This window comes from Herpetosiphon gulosus (genome assembly GCF_039545135.1).
In the GTDB taxonomy this organism is placed as follows: domain Bacteria; phylum Chloroflexota; class Chloroflexia; order Chloroflexales; family Herpetosiphonaceae; genus Herpetosiphon; species Herpetosiphon gulosus.
The window spans coordinates 1-17,917 of the sequence record NZ_BAABRU010000001.1 but is presented as its reverse complement, the minus strand read 5'-3'; the positions used below and the strand labels follow the sequence as shown (position 1 = coordinate 17,917).

34 protein-coding genes are annotated in these 17,917 nt (G+C 51.8%); all 34 read right to left on the bottom strand.

Annotation, left to right across the window (positions count from 1 at the left end):
• Positions 1 to 377: 377 nt before the first annotated feature.
• The gene (gene rpsI / locus ABEB26_RS00170) at positions 378 to 776 is read right to left on the bottom strand and encodes a 30S ribosomal protein S9 (protein WP_012192463.1); all 399 of its coding nucleotides are present in this window, start codon (positions 774 to 776) and stop codon (positions 378 to 380) included.
• 5 nt (positions 777 to 781) lie between these two features.
• A complete protein-coding gene (gene rplM / locus ABEB26_RS00165; protein WP_345719916.1) occupies positions 782 to 1,216 on the bottom strand; it encodes a 50S ribosomal protein L13 in 435 nt (144 codons plus the stop codon).
• 110 nt (positions 1,217 to 1,326) lie between these two features.
• Positions 1,327 to 2,145 (bottom strand): tRNA pseudouridine(38-40) synthase TruA, encoded by an 819-nt coding sequence (gene truA / locus ABEB26_RS00160; RefSeq protein WP_345719915.1) that lies wholly within the window; start codon positions 2,143 to 2,145, stop codon positions 1,327 to 1,329.
• Between the two features lie 8 nt (positions 2,146 to 2,153).
• Complete coding sequence (rplQ, locus tag ABEB26_RS00155) at positions 2,154 to 2,501, bottom strand: 50S ribosomal protein L17 (RefSeq protein WP_012192460.1); 348 nt, start codon at positions 2,499 to 2,501, stop codon at positions 2,154 to 2,156.
• Positions 2,502 to 2,515: 14 nt separating this feature from the next.
• Positions 2,516 to 3,511, bottom strand: a complete 996-nt coding sequence (locus ABEB26_RS00150) for a DNA-directed RNA polymerase subunit alpha (protein ID WP_012192459.1) — start codon at positions 3,509 to 3,511, stop codon at positions 2,516 to 2,518.
• 42 nt (positions 3,512 to 3,553) lie between these two features.
• Positions 3,554 to 4,189: a 30S ribosomal protein S4 gene (gene rpsD, locus ABEB26_RS00145; protein ID WP_012192458.1), complete on the bottom strand. Its 636-nt coding sequence runs from the start codon at positions 4,187 to 4,189 to the stop codon at positions 3,554 to 3,556.
• A 158-nt stretch (positions 4,190 to 4,347) separates the two neighbouring features.
• Positions 4,348 to 4,761, bottom strand: a complete 414-nt coding sequence (gene rpsK / locus ABEB26_RS00140; RefSeq protein WP_012192457.1) for a 30S ribosomal protein S11 — start codon at positions 4,759 to 4,761, stop codon at positions 4,348 to 4,350.
• A 42-nt stretch (positions 4,762 to 4,803) separates the two neighbouring features.
• Positions 4,804 to 5,187, bottom strand: coding sequence for a 30S ribosomal protein S13 (gene rpsM / locus ABEB26_RS00135; protein ID WP_110514151.1), 384 nt, complete (start codon positions 5,185 to 5,187; stop codon positions 4,804 to 4,806).
• Positions 5,188 to 5,199: 12 nt separating this feature from the next.
• On the bottom strand, positions 5,200 to 5,316 hold the full coding sequence (rpmJ, locus tag ABEB26_RS00130) for a 50S ribosomal protein L36 (RefSeq protein WP_083469996.1): 117 nt from the start codon (positions 5,314 to 5,316) through the stop codon (positions 5,200 to 5,202).
• Positions 5,317 to 5,396: 80 nt separating this feature from the next.
• A complete protein-coding gene (gene infA / locus ABEB26_RS00125; RefSeq protein ID WP_012192455.1) occupies positions 5,397 to 5,618 on the bottom strand; it encodes a translation initiation factor IF-1 in 222 nt (73 codons plus the stop codon).
• Positions 5,619 to 5,813: 195 nt separating this feature from the next.
• Positions 5,814 to 6,470, bottom strand: coding sequence for an adenylate kinase (locus tag ABEB26_RS00120; RefSeq protein WP_345719914.1), 657 nt, complete (start codon positions 6,468 to 6,470; stop codon positions 5,814 to 5,816).
• An 86-nt stretch (positions 6,471 to 6,556) separates the two neighbouring features.
• Entirely contained in the window at positions 6,557 to 7,876 is a 1,320-nt protein-coding gene (gene secY, locus ABEB26_RS00115; protein WP_012192453.1) for a preprotein translocase subunit SecY, read from the bottom strand.
• A 105-nt stretch (positions 7,877 to 7,981) separates the two neighbouring features.
• Entirely contained in the window at positions 7,982 to 8,434 is a 453-nt protein-coding gene (gene rplO / locus ABEB26_RS00110) for a 50S ribosomal protein L15 (RefSeq protein WP_012192452.1), read from the bottom strand.
• The gene (rpmD, locus tag ABEB26_RS00105; RefSeq protein ID WP_012192451.1) at positions 8,434 to 8,622 is read right to left on the bottom strand and encodes a 50S ribosomal protein L30; all 189 of its coding nucleotides are present in this window, start codon (positions 8,620 to 8,622) and stop codon (positions 8,434 to 8,436) included. Before rpmD ends, rplO begins: the two co-directional genes overlap by 1 nt.
• Before the next feature lie 8 nt (positions 8,623 to 8,630).
• Positions 8,631 to 9,179, bottom strand: coding sequence for a 30S ribosomal protein S5 (gene rpsE / locus ABEB26_RS00100; RefSeq protein WP_012192450.1), 549 nt, complete (start codon positions 9,177 to 9,179; stop codon positions 8,631 to 8,633).
• 17 nt (positions 9,180 to 9,196) lie between these two features.
• The gene (gene rplR, locus ABEB26_RS00095) at positions 9,197 to 9,562 is read right to left on the bottom strand and encodes a 50S ribosomal protein L18 (protein WP_012192449.1); all 366 of its coding nucleotides are present in this window, start codon (positions 9,560 to 9,562) and stop codon (positions 9,197 to 9,199) included.
• A 69-nt stretch (positions 9,563 to 9,631) separates the two neighbouring features.
• On the bottom strand, positions 9,632 to 10,171 hold the full coding sequence (rplF, locus tag ABEB26_RS00090) for a 50S ribosomal protein L6 (RefSeq protein WP_345719912.1): 540 nt from the start codon (positions 10,169 to 10,171) through the stop codon (positions 9,632 to 9,634).
• A 55-nt stretch (positions 10,172 to 10,226) separates the two neighbouring features.
• A complete protein-coding gene (rpsH, locus tag ABEB26_RS00085) occupies positions 10,227 to 10,625 on the bottom strand; it encodes a 30S ribosomal protein S8 (protein WP_345719911.1) in 399 nt (132 codons plus the stop codon).
• Between the two features lie 18 nt (positions 10,626 to 10,643).
• The gene (locus tag ABEB26_RS00080) at positions 10,644 to 10,829 is read right to left on the bottom strand and encodes a type Z 30S ribosomal protein S14 (RefSeq protein ID WP_012192446.1); all 186 of its coding nucleotides are present in this window, start codon (positions 10,827 to 10,829) and stop codon (positions 10,644 to 10,646) included.
• Positions 10,830 to 10,891: 62 nt separating this feature from the next.
• Positions 10,892 to 11,431 (bottom strand): 50S ribosomal protein L5, encoded by a 540-nt coding sequence (gene rplE / locus ABEB26_RS00075; protein ID WP_012192445.1) that lies wholly within the window; start codon positions 11,429 to 11,431, stop codon positions 10,892 to 10,894.
• A gap of 164 nt (positions 11,432 to 11,595) precedes the next feature.
• The gene (gene rplX / locus ABEB26_RS00070) at positions 11,596 to 11,904 is read right to left on the bottom strand and encodes a 50S ribosomal protein L24 (RefSeq protein ID WP_041304996.1); all 309 of its coding nucleotides are present in this window, start codon (positions 11,902 to 11,904) and stop codon (positions 11,596 to 11,598) included.
• Positions 11,905 to 11,978: 74 nt separating this feature from the next.
• Entirely contained in the window at positions 11,979 to 12,347 is a 369-nt protein-coding gene (gene rplN, locus ABEB26_RS00065) for a 50S ribosomal protein L14 (RefSeq protein ID WP_012192443.1), read from the bottom strand.
• Positions 12,344 to 12,682, bottom strand: coding sequence for a 30S ribosomal protein S17 (gene rpsQ / locus ABEB26_RS00060; protein WP_345719910.1), 339 nt, complete (start codon positions 12,680 to 12,682; stop codon positions 12,344 to 12,346). Before rpsQ ends, rplN begins: the two co-directional genes overlap by 4 nt.
• On the bottom strand, positions 12,682 to 12,885 hold the full coding sequence (rpmC, locus tag ABEB26_RS00055; protein ID WP_012192441.1) for a 50S ribosomal protein L29: 204 nt from the start codon (positions 12,883 to 12,885) through the stop codon (positions 12,682 to 12,684). Before rpmC ends, rpsQ begins: the two co-directional genes overlap by 1 nt.
• Positions 12,875 to 13,312, bottom strand: a complete 438-nt coding sequence (rplP, locus tag ABEB26_RS00050) for a 50S ribosomal protein L16 (RefSeq protein WP_012192440.1) — start codon at positions 13,310 to 13,312, stop codon at positions 12,875 to 12,877. Before rplP ends, rpmC begins: the two co-directional genes overlap by 11 nt.
• A gap of 3 nt (positions 13,313 to 13,315) precedes the next feature.
• On the bottom strand, positions 13,316 to 14,020 hold the full coding sequence (rpsC, locus tag ABEB26_RS00045; protein ID WP_345719909.1) for a 30S ribosomal protein S3: 705 nt from the start codon (positions 14,018 to 14,020) through the stop codon (positions 13,316 to 13,318).
• Between the two features lie 86 nt (positions 14,021 to 14,106).
• Positions 14,107 to 14,448: a 50S ribosomal protein L22 gene (gene rplV, locus ABEB26_RS00040; RefSeq protein WP_012192438.1), complete on the bottom strand. Its 342-nt coding sequence runs from the start codon at positions 14,446 to 14,448 to the stop codon at positions 14,107 to 14,109.
• 10 nt (positions 14,449 to 14,458) lie between these two features.
• The gene (gene rpsS / locus ABEB26_RS00035) at positions 14,459 to 14,746 is read right to left on the bottom strand and encodes a 30S ribosomal protein S19 (protein ID WP_041304992.1); all 288 of its coding nucleotides are present in this window, start codon (positions 14,744 to 14,746) and stop codon (positions 14,459 to 14,461) included.
• A gap of 148 nt (positions 14,747 to 14,894) precedes the next feature.
• Positions 14,895 to 15,722 (bottom strand): 50S ribosomal protein L2, encoded by an 828-nt coding sequence (gene rplB, locus ABEB26_RS00030; protein ID WP_345719908.1) that lies wholly within the window; start codon positions 15,720 to 15,722, stop codon positions 14,895 to 14,897.
• Positions 15,723 to 15,733: 11 nt separating this feature from the next.
• Positions 15,734 to 16,030 (bottom strand): 50S ribosomal protein L23, encoded by a 297-nt coding sequence (rplW, locus tag ABEB26_RS00025; protein WP_345719907.1) that lies wholly within the window; start codon positions 16,028 to 16,030, stop codon positions 15,734 to 15,736.
• Positions 16,031 to 16,042: 12 nt separating this feature from the next.
• A complete protein-coding gene (rplD, locus tag ABEB26_RS00020; protein WP_345719906.1) occupies positions 16,043 to 16,672 on the bottom strand; it encodes a 50S ribosomal protein L4 in 630 nt (209 codons plus the stop codon).
• A 10-nt stretch (positions 16,673 to 16,682) separates the two neighbouring features.
• Entirely contained in the window at positions 16,683 to 17,321 is a 639-nt protein-coding gene (rplC, locus tag ABEB26_RS00015; RefSeq protein WP_345719905.1) for a 50S ribosomal protein L3, read from the bottom strand.
• Between the two features lie 85 nt (positions 17,322 to 17,406).
• The gene (gene rpsJ, locus ABEB26_RS00010) at positions 17,407 to 17,715 is read right to left on the bottom strand and encodes a 30S ribosomal protein S10 (RefSeq protein ID WP_041307187.1); all 309 of its coding nucleotides are present in this window, start codon (positions 17,713 to 17,715) and stop codon (positions 17,407 to 17,409) included.
• A 65-nt stretch (positions 17,716 to 17,780) separates the two neighbouring features.
• The coding region (locus ABEB26_RS00005) for an EF-Tu C-terminal domain-related protein (protein ID WP_486348286.1) at positions 17,781 to 17,917 on the bottom strand (137 nt) is incomplete at its 5' end.

Here is a 17,917-nt window from a genome sequence, read left to right as displayed (position 1 = left end):
TAGAGTTCAGGGCTAGGGTTCAGGGGTCAGGAATACGTTAAGAACAGAGGGCATAGGGAAGAGGATCGGTAATTCTTACAGGGATAGGTTTGAATGGCCCTCACCTCCAACCCCTCTCCCATGCGGCGGGCGAGGGGCGTTCCAGTCATAATGGCGGATTCCCCCTCGCCTCGCGTGCGGGAGAGGGGGTCAGGGGGTGAGGGCATGCTGATCGCCTATAGCCCAAAGCCAATAGCCTCATTCCCCTTCGTGCTCTTCGTGGATCAACCTTAACCGACCCCTAGCCCCTGAACCCTGACCCCTAAAAAACAACCCCAGCCTTAGAACCGAAGCTCCGAGGCTGGGGGAGAAGAACCGGACACCAAAGGCTAAAAACTTTAGCGCTTGGTGTATTGTTTGGCGCGGCGAGCCTTGACCAAACCTGGTTTCTTGCGTTCCTTTTTACGAGCATCGCGGGTCAAAAGGCCAGCAGCCCGCATAATGGGCTTGAATGCTGGATCTGCATCGACTAAGGCGCGAGCAATACCGTGGCGCACAGCCTCGGCGCGGCCAGTATCACCACCACCACGAACCTTGATCAACACATTGAACGAGCCAAGTTGATTGGCAGCCAACAACGGTTGGCGAATCAATTGTTGATACAAAGCGCGACCGCCAAAGAATTCTTCTGAGGTGCGGCCATTGACCACAAACTCGCCAGTACCAGGATACAAGCGTACCCGAGCCACGGCGGTCTTGCGGCGACCAGTGCCTTGGAAATAGCGTTGTTCACTCATCGTTATTAACCTTTCACCGCATAGACTTTAGGTGATTGTGATGCATGAGGATGGCTAGCGCCAACATACACCTTCAGTTTTTTGATAATGTGGCGGCTCAAGCGATTGCGTGGCAACATGCCTTTTACCGCGAAGTAAAGAATCCGCTCGGGGTGGGTTTGCAACATCACTTTATAAGCGGTGCGCTTCAAACCACCAGGGAAGTTCGAGTGGCGATAGTAAATTTTTTGGTTGGCTTTATCGCCGGTAACGCGAATTTTTTCAGCGTTAACCACGATCACAAAATCGCCACCATCCATGCTTGGCGTGTAGGTTGGCTTGTGCTTGCCGCGAATCAGGGTTGCAATTTGGGTCGCGAGCCGACCAAGCACCTGATTTTCTGCATCGACGACCAGCCATTCGCGCTGAATCTCCGAAGCTTTTTGGCTATAAGTCTTCATGCTGCTGAATTCCTCGTGTATGAATTGTGAATTATGCCACGCTGGCATGTTCACAAATCGTTGTAAGGTTGGCGATGAGAAGCGTTGGCAACCTGCCCGTATTCACATCGTCAGCCTTGATACGTCCGAAAATAGGTCGTGCCATCCCAGCGTGAACTTGTCGCCAATGGCTGAAGTGCTGGGTCATAGCCAATCGACTCTAAATACAACCCCTGTGGGGGCGCGGTTGGGCCTGCGTTACGACGGTCGCGACTAGCAATAATCGCCTGCCAAGCTTCCAATGAAAGCTTGCCATCGCCAACCATCAGCAACGTACCAACGATATTGCGCACCATATGCTTGAGAAAAGCATTGGCCTGCAAATGCAGGACAGTCACTGGGCGACCAAGCCACTCTGCGGGGCGTAATTGTGCCAACATACAGGTGCGAGTGGTCGAGCCTTCGTGACCAGCGCCAGCGAACGCCGCAAAATCGTGAGTACCAATCAGCGTATCCAAGGCCGCCTGCATCGCCGCCCAATCAAGTTGATGATCGAGGCGCAACACCCGCCCAGAGAGCGTGGCTGAAGGCGCAGGTGCACTATCAAGAACATAGCGATAGGTTCGTTGACGGGCACTAAAGCGGGAATGAAAGCCGGTTGGCATCTCCCATGCTTCGTGAACACTGATATCTGGCGGCGTAATGGCATTGATTGCCTTGGCAATTGTATCCAAACTGCGCGACGTATCGCTCACGATATGGGCGACTTGGGCCAGGGCGTGAACTCCTACATCGGTACGACCGGCAAAAATCCAACGCCCAGTCTCGCTTGTTAATCGCTGCCAAGCAGTCTCTAACTCCGTTTGCACGGAGCGACCACCTGGTTGCCATTGCGAGCCGCAAAAAGCAGTGCCGAGATATTCAAAACACAATGCTAAAGTACGGCTCATAAGGCAAATTAGACCAATTCAATCCGAGCCATTTCCGCAGCGTCACCTTTGCGGAAGCCCATCTTGACAATCCGCGTGTAACCACCTGGGCGTTCGGCGTAAGCAGGAGCCACTTGGAACAAAAGGTTCATGGCAATCTTGCTGTGCAGCTTCGAAAGCGCCATCCGGCGATTGTGGGGAGTATCAAAGCGACCCAATGAAATCAATTTTTCAACTTCTGGTTGAACTGCGCGGGCCTTGGCATCAGTGGTTGTAATGCCGCGATGCTCGATAATCGCAATCATCAAGCTGCGGTATAAGGCTTTGCGCTGAGCCGTTGGCCGGCCCATCTTCTTGCCAGACTTGCGGTGTCTCATGAAACGATCCTCGTCTATTCAGCGCTACCGTCGTTCAGACGGGCAGCGACATTGGTGTTCAGAATAGCGGAGTTGAAAGGCAAGGTTGGCAGTAAATTACGCTCGATTAATTTCTCGCGAATTTCGTCCATGGATTTTTGCCCCAAGTTCCGCACAGCCAGCAGTTGCTTCTCGTCCATCTCCAGCACTTGCCCAACCTTGGTGATGTCGGCACGCTTGAGACAGTTGTAGGTGCGGGTTGAAAGGTCAAGATCTTCGATAGGCATATCGTAGATCTCGCTGGGAATAACGAGACCATTAGCATCGCCAACTTGCTCTTGTTCATCGTCAAAGCGATTGAAATCGGCGATGATCGATGAATATTGAACCAGCACTTGCGCGGCGTAGCTTAGAGCATCGCCTGGCTTAACTGTGCCATCAGTCCAAATTTCAAGCAACAAACGGTCGAAGTCGGTCATCCCGCCAATGCGGGTATGTTCCACAACGTAGTTAACCTTGTGCACCGGCGTGAAGATCGCATCCACCGGGATTTCGCCAATCGGCACCGGGTCACGATTTTCAGCTGGCAGATAGCCGCGGTGACGTTCCACGGTCAACTCCATATCCAAGCGGGCATCGGAGCTATCGAGGGTTGCGATGTAGTGATCGGGGTTAACGATCTCCACATTCGAAGGGCATTCAATATCGCTTGCCCGCACCACGCCTGGGCCAGTCTTCGATAAAATCATCTTGACTGGGCGTTCGGCGTAGGAGCGCAAACGAATGCCTTTCACATTTAACACAATCTCGGTAGCATCTTCACGCACGCCTTGAATTGGCGAAAACTCGTGGAAAATCCCATCAATTTTAATCTTGATGACCGCTGCCCCAGGGATGGACGACAACAACACCCGTCGCAGCGCGTTCCCTAATGTGTGCCCGTACCCGGGATCCAGAGGCTCAATTTTGAACCGCCCATAGTTCTCCGCCGCTGCGACACATTCGAGTTTGGGCATTGCAATGTCTAGCACGTATCCGCCTCCTGCTGGGATAGTGATACCGATTACGTCCGATTAGCGGCTGTAGAATTCAACAATCAACTGCTCGTTAATCGACATATCCAACTCTTCACGTGATGGGAAGGTTTGCACAACCCCTTCCATCTTGCCAGCGTCAAGTGACAACCAGCTTGGTGGTGACACGCGGTTGAGTTGTTTGGTTTCTTCGAGATCTTTGAAATAATCGCGTTTGCGGCTTTCGGCACGCACACCAATTACATCGCCAACTTCAACCAAGGCTGAAGGAATATCGGTTTTGCGGCCATTCACGGTAATATGACCGTGGTTGACCAACTGGCGAGCTTGGGCGCGAGTTACTGCATAGCCTAAGCGGAACACCACATTATCGAGGCGACGTTCCAAGATTTGCAAGAGCACAGCACCGGTTTGGCCGGTGGTACGGGTCGCAATGCCATAATAGCGGCGGAACTGACGTTCCAAAACACCATAGATCCGGCGAACTTTTTGCTTCTCGCGCAACTGAACACCATAATCAGACAATTGTCGTCGTCGGACTGAAGCCCCATGTTGGCCAGGGGGCTGGCTCCCACGGCGCTCAAGCACCTTGCGGCCACTGTTACCGCTCTTGAGCATTAGGTCAACGCCTTCGCGGCGTGACAATTTACATACTGGACCAGTATATCGAGCCATGTTCTTGTTTGTCCCTTCGCAATTCCTAATTGCCAAGGCAGTTTACACACCGACTCCTATTTCCACGTATAGGAACAGCCGTGCTTCATCCTGCTCACGTATTTTAATCGTGGCGTTGCTACTACACACTTCGGCGACAGCATGCTGCCGCGAAGCCATTACACGCGGCGGCGCTTTGGTGGGCGACAACCATTGTGTGGGATTGGCGTAACATCGGTGATTGCAATAACCGACAAGCCAGTAGCTTGCAGTGCCCGCACCGCTGATTCACGGCCAGCGCCTGGGCCTTTTACATACACTTCAACCACGCGCATGCCGTTATCCATGGCTTTGCGGGCTGCTTGTTCGGCAGTTACTTGGGCAGCGTATGGGGTGCTTTTGCGTGAGCCTTTGAAGCCACTTGCGCCGGCGCTGCTCCAGCAAACCACGTTGCCAGCTGGGTCGGTGATCGTAACGATCGTGTTGTTAAAGGTCGCTTGGACGTGAGCTTGCCCGCGCGGCACATTTTTACGCTCACGGCGACGACCGCGTTGAGGGCGGCGAGCTGCTCCCGCTTTTGCTTGTTTCGCCATTCAAGGCCTCCGAAATAGCGTTGAAAATAAAAATTCAGGAAATTACTTCTTGGTAGCTTTCTTCTTGCCACCGATTGCTGCGCCTTTTTTACCACGGCGGGTACGGGCGTTGGTTTTGGTGCGTTGACCGCGCAATGGCAAGCCTTTGCGGTGACGAATCCCACGGTAGCAGCCAATATCCATCAAACGCTTGATGTTCAATTGAACAGCCCGACGCAAATCGCCTTCAACGGTGTAATCTTGGTCGATGATTTCGCGCAAACGAATCACTTCGTCTTCGGTTAAATCTTTGACCCGAACATTTGGATTGATACTGGTGCGAGCCAGAATTTCACTGCTGGTGGTGCGACCAATCCCGTAGATGTAGGTAAGGGAAATTTCCACCCGTTTGTTGCGGGGAATATCAACCCCTGAAATACGTGCCATTCGATGCTCCTCTTAGCCTTGCCGTTGCTTATGCTTCGGGGTGCGGCTGCAAATGATGCGGACAACGCCCTTACGACGAATGACCCGGCAATATTCACAGCGTGGTTTGACTGATGGTTGAACTTTCATCGGAACCTCGCTCGTAGACACACAACAATCCAACCCCCCGTCCGCTTCGGCCAGAGGCATTGGTTGCGGTGGTCAGTGTGTTATCTGTACCGATAAGTAATACGGCCACGAGTCGGATCATAGGGCGAGAGTTCGACTAGCACGCGATCGCCTTTGAGAATCCGAATATAATTCATCCGAATCCGGCCAGAGACATGTGCTAATACTTCCAGCCCATTATCCAACGCTACTTTAAACATCGCGTTTGGCAGTGGCTCAGTAATAACGCCCTCGACCTCAATGACATCCTTCTTCTTGGCCATATAACTCCTTAAAACTAGCACATCAGCGGTGGCAATGGTCGCATGCGTTGCGAGTGGTGCGCAATTGCCCCAAAGGATAATCCGTCACTGGGCTGTGCAATACGCCAGCAGACGGTGTATAGCATACGCAGCAAGCTAGAAGCATAGGCCGTCGGCCCATGCTTCTGCATCGGTACCTATTACTATACCACAAATTTAGCACGGCTTTGCCGATTCAATTGCTTGAACCATACGTGCAGTAATATCGTCGATATCGCCGAGACCATTAATTTCGTGCAAGATACCTTGCGTGCGATAATGGGCAATTAATGGCGATGTTTGGGCTTCGTAAACATCAAGTCGATGGTTGATCGTCTCAAGGTTGTCATCGCTGCGTTGGTACAAATCGCCTTCGCAGAGATCACAAACACCCTCGACTTTTGGTGCTCGGAAGTATGTATTATATACAGCTTGACATTTTCTGCAAGTCCAGCGCCCAATCACCCGTTGAATCAGCACATCTTTATCGACATGCAGCAACAACACAGCGTTGATCGCATCGTTATGTTCAGCTAGGGCTGCTTGCAGGGCTTCGGCTTGTTGAGGTGTTCGGGGAAACCCATCGAAAATCACCCCATTTTCACAATCGGGTTGGCGTACCCGTTCCAAAACCATGCCAATCACAACATCATCGGGCACAAGCTCGCCTTTATCGAGATACGATTGAGCGAGTTTGCCCAGTGGTGTGCCTTCACGCACAGCCGCCCGAAACATATCACCGCTGGCAATATGCTTCATGCCGGTGGCTGCTTCCAACTCAGTTGCCTGGGTTCCTTTGCCCGCTCCAGGCGAACCAAGCAAAATGATGTTCATAGGTCAGTGCTCCTCGGTGAGTCAGCAAAGGATGGCGAACGCCGTTGTTCGCCATAGCGCCGCCTGCCCACAGCAGTTAGCGTTTTTTAGCGCGAGATGAAGCCTTCGTAATTGCGCATCATCATTTGAGCTTCGAGTTGGCGCATGGTATCGACCGCTACACCAACCACAATCAACAAGCCGGTGCTGCTAAAGCCAATTTGCAAGCCCGTAATTTGTTGTACAAAATAAGGCAAGGCTGCAACCACCGCCAAGCCAACCGCGCCAATCAAGGTGATGCGGTTCAAGACTTTGGTCAAATAGACTTCGGTGTTGCGACCTGGGCGAATGCCTGGAATAAAGCCGCCGTTGCGTTGCAACATTTCAGGCAAGTTTTGTTGGTTGAACATCACCAAGGCATAGAAGTAGGTGAAGAGCAATACCAACACAAACATCGCCAAGGTAAAGGCTAAGCCATTCGGGCCAAAGCTGTTGACGAAGAAGTTGGCAACGCCATTGAAAAAGCCCGAACCATTGGGGTTCCAGAAGTAGGAAGCAACGGTGCTGGGGAAAATCAAAATGCTTTGGGCGAAGATCAAGGGAATCATCCCAGCCATATTTACCTTCAACGGCAAGTGGCTTGATTGACCGCCATAGACCTTGTTGCCACGCACGCGCTTGGCATATTGAACTGGAATGCGGCGTTGGCCTTCGGTGATCAACACGATCCCCACCACAGTGGCTAAGGTCACGATCAGCAGCAAAATCCCGCCGATCACGTTGTTACCTGAGCTTGAGGTGGTGATTGCTTGATAGACCATACTTGGCAAGGCCGTAACAATCCCGCCGAAGATAATCATCGAGAGACCATTACCAATCCCGCGTTCATCGATCAACTCACCCATCCAAACCAAGAACATCGAGCCTGAGACCATAATCGTCAAGATCGAGAAGGTTTGGAAGAAGTTTTCGGTAATGCTGAAATTCAACGTACCGAACAAATTAATCCCGCTGTTGATCAAGGATTTAATTTGGCCATAGCCTTGGAGATAAGCTAGTGGCACAGTGAGGAAATACTGATAGCGCTGAATACGATTGCGACCCTGCTCACCCTCTTTGCTCAATTGCTCCAGCGCTGGGATCAACGGAATCAGCAACTGCATAATAATTTGAGCCGTGATGTAGGGATAAACCCCCATGGCTGCGACTGAGAACTGCCGCAAAGCCCCACCCGAGAGCAAGTTGAGGAAGTTAGCCAAATCGCTCAACGGCAACTGACCATTAAACAACCGATCAAGTTCGGCTGTATCGACCCCTGGCACTGGGATAGCCGCGATAAAGCGGAAGATCACCAGCATCATCATGGTGAACAAAATTTTCTTACGCACTTCGGCGATTTTAAGCGCGTTGACCACAGCTTGAAGCATGGAATTCTCCTGTGTAATGCACGAATGACCTTCATTTGCAAACGGCGTAGCCTTGGGCAAAGCCCGCTACGCCGTCGCAAGAGAAGGTCATCGCATCACCATTGTTTAGGCGGCAGCGTCAATCAGTTCAACTGAACCGCCCGCAGCCTCAATTTTTTGGCGAGCGCTGGCGCTAACCTTGTGGACACGCACCTTGAGGGCTACGTTCAGGTCGCCATCGCCGAGGACTTTGATCGGTTGCTTGAGGTTTTTGATCAAGCCGACTTCGCGCAGTGCTTCTGGCGTTACATCGCCATTGTTCCATTCGATCAAATCACCGACATTAACGACGGTATATTCAACCCGGAAACGGTTGGTAAAGCCACGCTTGTAGGGCATCCGGCGGACTAAAGGATTTTGACCACCTTCAAAGTGTGGGTAGGGGTTTGGCCCTGAACGAGCCTTTTGACCCATCATACCTTTACCAGAGGTCTTACCTTTGCCCGAACCATGACCACGACCAACGCGCTTGCTTTTGCGAGTTGAGCCTGGTGCTGGCTTCAGATCATGCAATTTCATTACTTGGCCTCCGTCGCAGTCACTTCCTCGACAGTTACCAAGTGCTTGATCTTGAAGATCATCCCACGGACAACCGGAGTATCTGGAAGTTCGACCACTTGGTTCAATTTGCGCAAGCCGAGTGAGCGCACAGTATCTTTTTGCGCTTGGCTATAGCCGATTGAACTCTTTTTATAAGTAATACGCAAGCTCATCGTTACTCCTCCGTACCGCTGATAACGGCGCGGCTTTGGCCGCTCAGGCGGAATGACGATGCAGCGCGACCACGGCGACGGCCTTCTTCTTGCGGAGTGCGCAATTCAGAAAGTGCCTTCAAGGTAGCTCGCACTACATTGACTGAGTTGTTGCTGCCCAATGATTTGGTCAGAACGTCCTTGATGCCAGCGGCTTCAAGCACGGCCCGCACGCCACCACCAGCGATAACGCCGGTACCAGCCGAGGCTGGCTTGAGCAACACTTTTGATGCTTTATAGGTTGACACAATTTCATGTGGAATGGTGGTTCCGATAACGGAAACCGCGATCATATTGCGTTTGGCTGATTCAGCGCCCTTACGGATCGCCTCAGGTACTTCAGAAGCCTTGCCCATCCCTAGCCCGACATTGCCGTTGCCATCGCCAACGACTACGACGGTACTAAAGTTGAAGCGGCGGCCACCCTTGACCACTTTCGCGACGCGGTTGATCTGGACAACTCGTTCGTCCAGTTCAACTTCATCAGCGCCAGTTCGATTTCGCTTCGCCACGTTGCCTCCAGAGTTGATTAGAATTCAAGTCCGCCTTCGCGTGCCCCTTCGGCAACAGCTTTCACACGACCGTGATATTTGTAGCCACCGCGATCGAACACCACTTTGGTAATCCCAGCGGCGCGAGCACGTTCTGCAACGGCCTTGCCAACTGAATGTGCTTGTTCGAGCTTGCGTTGCTCACCAAGGCTGCCGCGTAATTCGGTATCGATCGTTGACGCGGAAACAAGCGTATGACCAGCGAGATCATCGATCACTTGGGCATAGATATTCAGGCCTGAGCGAAACACATTCAAGCGTGGGCGCTCGGGCGTACCACTGAGTTGGCCACGAAGCCGACGATGCCGTCGGGCCCGCAATTCGCGGGATGTAAATTTCGACATTGCTATATTTCTCCTGTAGGTGGGTTAGGCGGCGCGTTAGTGTTACCACGCTACGCCGCCGCCAACAGCCTACTTCTTACCAGCTTTACCGGCCTTGCGGCGGATCACTTCGTCGCTGTACTTGATGCCTTTGCCCAAGTAGGGTTCGGGTGGACGCAGCTTACGAATATTCGCTGCTTGGTCGCCAACTTTTTGCTTGTTGGGACCTTTGATCACAACCCGACGCTCGGCTACTTCAAAGCTGTTGCCTTCGTATGGCTCAACTCGCACTGGGTGCGAGAAGCCAAGTGAAAGCACCAAGGTTTTGCCATCAAGTACGGCGCGGTAGCCTGTACCATTCATTTCAAGCGTTTTTTCAAAGCCCTTGGTTACGCCATCGACCATATTGGCGACCAGCGTCCGTGAGAGACCGTGAAATGCGCGAGCCTGACGGCTATCGTTGACGCGAGTAATATCTACCGTTGCGCCATTGATCGTAACCGTAATTTCAGGCCGAATTGATTCGCTCAAGGTTCCTTTGGGGCCTTTGACCGTTACCAGATTATTACTGTCAACGTTCACAGTTACGCCAGCTGGAACTTCAATCGGTTTACGACCGATACGTGACATGGGTCATTTCCTCCACGAGTGATGACGGTAATGCTACCGTTGTCCTCGTTTAGTATTACCAAATGTAACAAACAATTTCGCCGCCAACACCCGATTTCCAAGCGGCATCGCCAGTCATCAACCCTTTCGGCGTTGAAAGAATGCTCAAGCCCAAACCATTACGCACCCGAGGAATCTCGTTGCGTTTGGTGTAGACCCGCAAACCTGGGCGACTAACCCGCTTCAAGCCTGTGATTACTGGCTTGCGGTCAGCAGCATACTTCAAGGTCAACACCAAGTTTGAGAATGGTGTGCCTTCTTGAACTTCAAAGCTTTTAATATAGCCTTCGGCTTGCAAAATTTCAGCAATACCGCGCTTGATTTTCGACAATGGAATCGTCACCGTTTGGTGACGCGCCATACCCGCGTTGCGGATGCGTGTCAGCAGGTCGGCAATTGGATCATTAACGCTCACTAGCTCGTCCTCCTGGTTCTACCAGCTTGATTTTGTTACACCGGGAATCAGCCCCTGTGATGCCAACTCGCGGAAGCAGATCCGGCAGATACCAAATTTTCGCATGTACGCCCGAGGCCGACCACAGCGCTTGCAGCGATTGTATCCCTGCGTTGAAAATTTTGGTGCGCGATTCGCCTTGACGATCATTGATTTCTTAGCCATAGACTGTTTTGGCCTCCCAGTAAGAGTCGTTGGTTCACTACCGCTGTAGTGCCTGACCAACTCTAGTCACGAAACGGCATCCCCAACGCCTTCAACAAAGCAAAGCCTTGTTCGTCGTTTGGAGCGGTGGTAACAATCGCCACCTCAAGACCACGGATTTTATCGACTTTATCGTATTCGATTTCAGGGAAGATGATTTGTTCCCGAATACCGATACTGTAGTTCCCGCGACCATCGAACGATTTGCGGCTTAAGCCTTGGAAGTCGCGGATACGGGGTAACGCCAAGTTGACCAGACGATCATAAAAATCGTACATCCGGTCGTTGCGCAGGGTTACCATTGCGCCGATCGGCATTCCTTGGCGGAGTTTGAAGGCTGCCAACGATTTCTTAGCGCGGGTTACAACCGGCTTTTGACCTGCAATCATGGTCAAGTCGCCGATGGCTGCTTCCACCGCTTTGGGGTTTTGCAACGCTTCACCTAAGCCAATGTTGATGACGATCTTGGTAATACGAGGCACTTGCATTGGGGACTTAAAACCAAAGTCCTTGAACAATGCAGGAGCCACGGTCTTCAAATAGACATCCTTAAGACGTGCCATGGGTTCCTCACTTCTGGGGTTCGGCGGCAGCATTGGTAACCAAGGCTACCAAACGGTTGCGGCACAACTGCGCCAGCCCAGATGGCAAATACGATAGTTCCAACCAAATGAGTAGTCAGCAACCAAGGGTTGTTCATTGCTCATTTGTCTTCGACCTTGCTCAATTAGGCAACGTCGGCATTGCATTGTTTGCAAACACGGACTTTTTTGCCTTCGTCATTGACGCGATGGCCAGTACGTGAAGGTTTGCCACAAGCTGGGCAGATCAACATGACTTTTGAGACATGCAAAGCTGCTTCAACTTCGAGGATACCGCCTTGGCGATTCCCCATTGGCTTAACGTGTTTTTTGACAATATTAACATTTTCAACGACGACGCGTTCTTTTTTGGGCAAAGACAGCTTGATTACACCTTCGCGGCCTTTTTCGCGCCCACTAAGGACCACTACGCGGTCGCCCTTTTTGACGTGCATGGTTTTGCCTCCATAGTGTCACCGCTATGTGGTTGCCCACAAGCGTTGTATTGTACCACAGCTCGTGAAGAATGTTACAACACTTCTGGAGCAAGTGAGATGATCTTCATATACTGCTTTTCGCGCAATTCACGGGCGACCGGCCCAAAGATACGCGTGCCGCGAGGGTTACCTTGTTGGTTGATAATGACGGCAGCATTATCATCAAACTGAATCATCGAGCCATCGGGGCGAGTATAGCCCTTTTTGACCCGAACGATCACGGCGCGAACAACTTCGCCCTTCTTGGCTGAACCACCTGGGTTCGCTTGCTTAACGGTTGCGATAATCGTATCGCCAACGCTAGCATAACGGCGCTTGGTGCCACCGAGTACCCGAATACACAACAGCTCTTTTGCGCCTGTGTTATCGGCAACCCGCATACGAGATTCTTGCTGGATCACGACGAGGCCTCCTCGGTTTCGCCTTCAACGGTTACTACGTCTTGGCGCAGAACATTCAAGCCTTCGCGGCGGTTTTTGGTGGCGATTTCAACCACGCGCCAGCGCTTGAGCTTGCTCAAGGGGCGGGTTTCTTCGATCACCACGGTATCGCCTACATGGCATTCGTTGTTTTCATCGTGGGCGTAAAACTTGCTGGTTTGACGCACGGTTTTGCGATACAACGGATGGGGGCGCAGGTAATCGACCGCAACCACCACAGTTTTGTTCATTTTAGTGCTGACAACCCGACCAACTTTTTGCTTGCGGCTATCAGTTGTTGCTAAATGCTCGTTCATTAATTTCCCTCCGCCACCAAGGTGCGTTCGTGGATGACCGTTTTGGCGCGGGCGATATCTTTTTTCAACAACCGCACGCGGGCGGTGTTGGTCAATTTGCCAACTGATTTTTGGAAACGCATGGTGAACAACTCTTGTTTGTTATCGTTGATCAACTTTTCCAAATCAGCGTTACTCATGTCGCGCAGTTCACTAGCCTTCATTTGAGCCAACCTCCTGCGATGCCTTGGTTACGAATTTGCACTTGACTGGCAATTTTTGGGCAGCGCGGCGCAGTGCTTCTTGGGCCACATCTTCGGGCACGCCGTTCAATTCGAACAACACGCGACCTGGCTTGATCACTGCGACATAGTATTCAACTGAACCTTTACCGGAACCCATCCGTGTTTCAGCAGGCTTTTGGGTAATTGGACGATCTGGGAAGATCCGAATCCAAACTTTACCGCCCCGCTTCACATAGTTGGTGATGGTACGGCGAGCCGACTCGATTTGGCGGCTGGTAATCCAGCCAGCTTCGAGTGAGACCAAACCAAAATCACCAAATGCCACAGTTGCGCCGCGTTGAGCAATACCCTTGATGTTACGAGGGCGGTGTGGGCGGCGATATTTCATCTGCTTGGGCATTAACATGGTTTACGACCCCTTGCCCGAACGAGTGTTGGTTTTTGACGCATCGGCTGCTGCAGTTGCAGATTGGCGTTCGCGTTGACCAAGCACATCGCCCTTATAAATCCAAACTTTAACCCCGATTCGGCCATAGGTAGTGTGAGCATGCACCAAAGCGTAGTCAATGTCTGCGCGGATGGTGTGCAACGGCACACGACCTTCACGTTCCCACAATGAGCGGCTCATTTCAGCGCCACCCAAACGGCCTGAGCATTTGACTTTGATGCCTTGAGCACCAAGCCGCATGGCTCGTTGGGTTGCTTGCTTCATGGCACGTTTGTGTGAAACCCGCTTGCTGATTTGTTCAGCAACGCTTTCGGCCACCAGGTAAGCATTTAATTCAGGCTGGTGAATTTCTTGAATATTCAAGCGCACCTTTTTGCCTGTAAGTTTTTCAATTTGGTTTTTGAGGGTATCGACGTTCGCGCCGCGTTTGCCGATGACAATCCCTGGCTTGGCCGTGTGGATGGTCACTTCAACCCGATTGGCTGAGCGTTCGATATCAACAAGTGCTACACCAGCATTTTTCAACTCATCGGCACCTTCGATATATTTACGCAGTGCCAAGTCTTGGTGCAGTTGTTCAGTATAGTTACGTTCGGCAAACCACTTCGATTTCCAATCTTTAATGATGCCGAGGCGGAATCCATTCGGATGCACTTTACGACCCAAGAGATCCTCCTAAGATAATGATGAACTAAAGGATGAAGTATGAAGGTCATCATTGCACGATGCCTTCATCATTCATGCTTTATATTCTACAAGACTTCGCCGTCATCGACGATCACGGTAATGTGTGACGAACGCTTCAAGATACGATCACCACGGCCACGTGCGCGAGGCATATAGCGCTTGAGCACTGGACCAGCATCGACCATAATCGTTTTAACGACCAGATCCTCGGGTGACATTTGATAGTTGTGATCGGCATTGGCCTTGGCCGACTTGATCACGCGGGCAATTTCTGGGGCTGCCTTGTGGGGCAGATATTGCAAAATCCCCAGCGCTTCCGTCACATTTTTACCGCGCACGAGGTCGGCAACCAGCCGAACTTTTTGCGGCGACATGCGGAAGTTACGCAGAATGGCTTTAGCTTGCATTGCGCACCTCTTACTTTAATTTGCCGCGCTTGTCGGCCTTTTTGCCACCGTGCCCACGGAATGTGCGGGTCGGCGCGAATTCACCCAACTTATGACCAACCATGTTTTCAGTGATATACACTGGCACGTGACGGCGGCCATCATGGACAGCGATGGTATGACCAACCATCTGAGGGAAGATGGTTGAATCGCGTGACCACGTTTTGAGTGGGCGCTTTTCATTGCCACGATTCATCGTTTCAACGCGGCTCAAGAGCCGAACATCAACGAATGGACCTTTTTTGGTTGAACGAGACATTCGTTTCCTTCCTTTAGTTGCAGTAGTTGTTGTCACTACTCACGAGGGAGAAGGCGCTGCACGAGTTATCGGAACCCAGTGCAGCGGCGGCCAAGCCGCCCTTGCTCCAAGGTGAGGAGCGCCATCACAACGAAGCGCTCCCCAGGGATTATTTTTGCTTGCGAGTCCGCACAATAAAGCGTTGGGTGCGGGGGTTGTGGCGGGTCTTTTTACCCATTGCTGGCTTGCCCCATTTGGTTTTGGGGTTCATCCCAGTTGGGGCGCGACCTTCACCACCACCGTGTGGGTGATCAACAGGGTTCATTGCTGAACCACGCACGACTGGGCGACGGCCCAACCAGCGGCTGCGACCAGCTTTTCCAATCATGATATTTTGGTGATCAACATTGCCGACTTGACCCAAGGTAGCCATACACTTGATATGGACCATGCGCATTTCGCCAGATGGCAAACGCACAGTGGCGTAGTTACCTTCGCGGGCCATCAATTGGGCACTGTTACCAGCACTGCGCACCAATTGGCCACCACGACCAGGGGTCAATTCGATGTTGTGAATTTGCGAACCGATTGGGATGTTGGCCAATGGCAAGGCGTTACCAACCCGAATTTCGGCGTTGGGGCCAGCCATCAACATATCGCCAACTTTCAAGCCCAATGGAGCAATGATATAGCGCTTTTCGCCGTCGGTGTAGTGCAACAACGCGATATTCGCTGAGCGGTTTGGATCGTACTCAATCCCCGCTACTTTTGCTGGAATATCAAATTTCTTGCGCTTGAAATCGATCAAGCGATAGCGGCGCTTGTGGCCACCACCACGGTGACGGGTGGTAATGTGACCGTGATTGTTACGGCCAGCATGTTTCTTTAAGGGTTCGGTAAGCGACTTTTCTGGCTCGAACTTCGTGATTTCTGCGAAGTCCGAGACGGTCATGCCACGCCGACCCGGCGATGTCGGTTTATAGCGTTTGATGCCCACTGCGTAACCTCCTAGAGATCTTCGAAGATTTCGATCCGTTCGCCTGGAGCCAAGGTAACGATGGCTTTTTTCCAACTGCGGCTATAACCGCTTTGTTGGCCATTGCGAGTACGGCGAACTTTCAACTTACCCTTGACATTCATGGTGTTAACAGCTTTCACACTGACGTTGAAAATCTGTTGCACAGCAGCCTTGATCATCGGCTTGTTGGCTTCTTGTGCCACCTCGAACGTGTATTTGCCCTCTTCCATCAACGCCGTATTTTTTTCGGTGATGACGGGGCGAATAATAATATCGTGCGCGTTCATCGGTTGCATCTCCTACTTTTTGCCCAGAATTGTTTCAACAACGCTGAGTGCCGACTTGGGCAAAATCAAGGTGTCGTAGGTCAACAGATCCCGAACATTCAGGTAGGCTGCCAACAAGGTCTTGACGTTTGGCAGGTTGCTGGTTGATAACGTGATGTTATCGCTCTTTTCACCCAATGCCACCAGCGTCTTATCGCCGACTAAGGGCAAGTTTTTCAACAAAGCCAGGAAGTCTTTGGTTTTTGGTGCATTCAAGCTCAAATCATCTAAGAAAATGATTTGGTTTTCAGCGTATTTGGCCGAAAGTGCCGAGCGTACAGCTAAGCGGCGCATTTTGCGGGGCATAGCTTTGGTGTACTTGCGGGGCTTTGGCCCGTGAACAACACCACCACCTGAGTGATGGGGGGCGCGAATAGCGCCTTGGCGAGCGCGTCCAGTACCTTTTTGGCGATACAACTTGCGCGTGCTACCACGTACTTCACCACGAGTCTTGGTGCTGTGAGTGCCCAAACGTGCATTAGCCAGTTGGCGAATGACTGCTTGGTGCATCACGGGAATGTTAGGCTCGATGCCGAAGATGTAGTCTTGCAGCTCAAGCGTGCCGATAGCTTGACCGGCTTGGTTATAAAGCTTGGCTTCCATGCGTCAACTCCTATTTCTTCGTGGCCTTAGCTGCCCGTGAGACCATCACCAAACCATTCTTAGCGCCTGGCACTGAGCCTTTAACTAAGATTACGTGGCGTTCAAGGTCAATTTTTACCACTTCCAAATTTTGAACGGTTACGCGATCATTGCCCATCCGACCAGCCATACGCATGTTTTTCCAGACGCGGCCTGGGGTGGTGCCTGAACCAATCGAACCTGGGGCGCGATGACGGTCGCTTTGACCGTGGGTTGCTGGGCCACCACGGAACCCGTGGCGCTTGACAACACCAGCAAAACCGCGACCTTTGCTTGTGCCGACGACATCAATCTTTTCGCCGATTTGGAAAATATCAACATTTACCACGTCGCCGACAGTGTGTGCGTTCAAGTCAGTGGTTTTCACTTCGCGCATGAAGCGAACCAACCGACCAGCAGCTTTCAGGTGTCCTTGGATTGGCTTCGTTACTTTTCGTGGTTTGATTTCGCCGAAGCCGAGTTGGACTGCTTCATAGCCATCCTTGTCCTTGGTGCGAAGTTGGGTGACCACACATGGGCCAGCTTCGATCACGGTGACAGGAATGGTTTCACCTTTTTCGGTGAAGATCTGGGTCATACCAATTTTGCGACCCAAAATACCATTGAGCATTGGTTACTCCTTAGTCCATAGCGTGCGGAGCCTCTGGGCTACCACGCCCAGCCGTATTGGCTATGGCTCCAAGCGGGGTTCCCGATTAGAGCTTAATTTCAATATCCACACCAGCGGGCAAGTTTAGCTTCATCAAAGCATTGATCGTTTGCTGGCTTGGATCAATCACGTCAATCAGACGCTTGTGGGTCCGAATTTCGAACTGTTCCTGGCTGTCGCGGTCAATGAAGGGTGAGCGCAACACGCTGTATTTTTCGATCTTGGTCGGCAACGGCACTGGGCCAGCGACCTGGGCACCGGTGCGTTCTGCCGCATCCACGATCTGGCGTGCCGACTGATCCAAGATCTTGTGGTCATACGCCTTGAGGCGAATGCGAACTTTTTGCTTTGCCAACGTCATTACTCCTAAGCGCAAAAGAAGGCAGGTGTGACGGGCACACCTGCCAGCCGTTTTATAGCTTATGCGATGATTTCGGTCACGATGCCAGCACCCACGGTGCGGCCACCTTCACGAATCGCAAACTTCAAGCCTTGTTCGATAGCTACCGGAACGATCAACTCCACCGTCATTTGGATGTTGTCGCCTGGCATCACCA